General features: G+C 32.3%; 2 protein-coding genes. Both read left to right on the forward strand.

Features of this window, described 5'->3' with window-relative positions; all coding sequences use genetic code 11:
• A partial coding sequence (locus SOR77_RS07505; RefSeq protein WP_320636515.1) for a DUF5693 family protein occupies window positions 1–1,411 on the forward strand: 1,411 nt, incomplete at its 5' end.
• Window positions 1,401–2,117, forward strand: a 717-nt coding sequence (gene csaB / locus SOR77_RS07510; RefSeq protein WP_320636516.1) for a polysaccharide pyruvyl transferase CsaB, incomplete at its 3' end; no start/stop codon positions are given. The genes SOR77_RS07505 and csaB, both read left to right, overlap by 11 nt.

Below are 2,117 nucleotides of genomic sequence, written 5' to 3' on the forward strand. Positions count from 1 at the left end.
TGTATTTTCAGGAACTGAATTTTATTCAAACAGATCTGAAAATAAATCAATTGATGAAGAATTTATAGAATTACTTAATAAAAATAATATGGCTATTGGACTTGTTGAAGCTTCTAATCAAAGAGGACATACAGATTTAAAAGGCGTTAATAATGTAATTAAAAATGATAGAGTTAGAAAATTTAGAGCTTTTACTACGTGGGATTATTTACAAGACAGATATGATTATCAAATCCCTCTACACAGAAATGGACAAGAGCTTACAAATGTGTACTATAGAGCTATTTCAGAAAGAAATGTAGCGGTGGTTTTCATTGCTCCTTACACAAAAGGAAATGAAATCATAACAGATCCACAAATGTATGGAAATGTACTACTTCCTTTAGCTGAAAGAATGGGACAAAAGGGATATACAGCAGGCGAAGTAAATCCAATTGGGACATGGAGTCCAAATAGACTGTTTAAAATACCTGTGGCGATAGGTGCTGTAGCAGCCGGGATACTACTTTTACAGACAATATTTAAATTACCAGCTCTTGCTTCAGCTATACTTATGGGACTTGGAGTTTTTGCGTCGCTTGCATTCTTTGGACTGGGAATAAAAGAAAACCTGGGCAATTTGTTGTTTAATTTGGCAGCAATAGTAACCTATCCTACACTTGCTCTCACAGTGATAATGGAAAATTATATGCTTGTCAAAAGAAGAAAAAATATAGAAGTAAAGACTTTTAAGATATACATTCATGGAATGGTATTGCTTTTAATAGCTATTCTTATAAGTATGATAGGAGCTTTAAATGAAGTTTCATTTTTGAGTGGAACGAATTATTTAGTAGAGCTTGTAGAATTTAGAGGAGTTAAAATTTCTCAAATGTTACCAATATTATTTGCATTTGTAATATATGCAGCATACATTGGTTTTGGAAGAACTGAAGAGACTGCTCCAAAAATACAAGTAAAAGAGATTAGAAATGTATTAAATTCAGATGTAAAATTTTGGCAAGCAGGTCTTGCGGGAATGTTGTTGATGTTGGTTGCAATATTCTTGCTAAGAGGTGGAAACACCAATACTAAAATTCCGGGAATGGAATTACTTGCAAGAAATTTAATGGAGATATATCTACCGGTTAGACCGAGAACTAAAGCTATCTTAATGGGTTGGCCCGCAATAATTCTTTTGATGTATATAGCATATAGAAAAAGAGCTGAAATAATGACATTCATATTGATTCTTTTAGCTTCAATAGGTATGGCGGATATAGTAAATACTTTTTCTCATATAAGAACACCGCTTTATATTTCATTTACTAGAGTTTTTGTGCAATATTTAGTTGTAGCACTTATAGCTTTAGTCTTTGTATATGTTGCAGAAGTTATAAGAAAGGGGTACGACAAATACATTGGCAAATAAAATTTTGGTGTCCGGGTACTACGGCTATAATAACATAGGTGATGAAGCTATTCTAAAAGGTCTAGTAGACGGAATATCTGAGATTAGCGATGCTGAAATTGTGGTACTATCTAAAAATCCAGATTGGACAACGGAAAAATATGGAGTAAAAGCAGTAAATAGGTCTAAAATAACTGATATTCTAAAAAATATCAGCAGTACAGACATGCTTTTGTCAGGAGGAGGATCACTTCTTCAAGATGTAAGTAGTAGTAAATCGATACTTTATTACCTTGGGATTTTGAAACTTGCTCAACTCATGAGAAAAAAAACTTTTATATATTCTCAAGGAATAGGACCTATTAGAAGGACTTTTAATAGATTTTTGACAAGAAAAATTTTAAATAAAGTAGACTATTTAAACGTTAGAGATAGACAAAGTGAAGCGTATTTAAGAGATTTAAATGTAAAAAGAGATGTTCAAGTGACGACAGACACTGTATTTGGGATTAAAAAACCGAGTCTGGATAAGGGGAGAGAAGTACTTGATGGGCTAGGGGTTAGAAGAGATACAGTAAATGTTGGAATGATAGTTATGAATTGGAAAAATTCAGGAGAGAGAACTATCGAGGAATTTATAAAGACAATTGAAATCATAAAGAGTGAAAGAGATGTCAATATAATACTGATTCCATTCTTTTACCATTTAGATTTAAAAATTGAAACT

Source organism: Peptoniphilus sp., from assembly GCF_034090345.1.
In the GTDB taxonomy this organism is placed as follows: Bacteria; Bacillota; Clostridia; order Tissierellales; family Peptoniphilaceae; genus Peptoniphilus.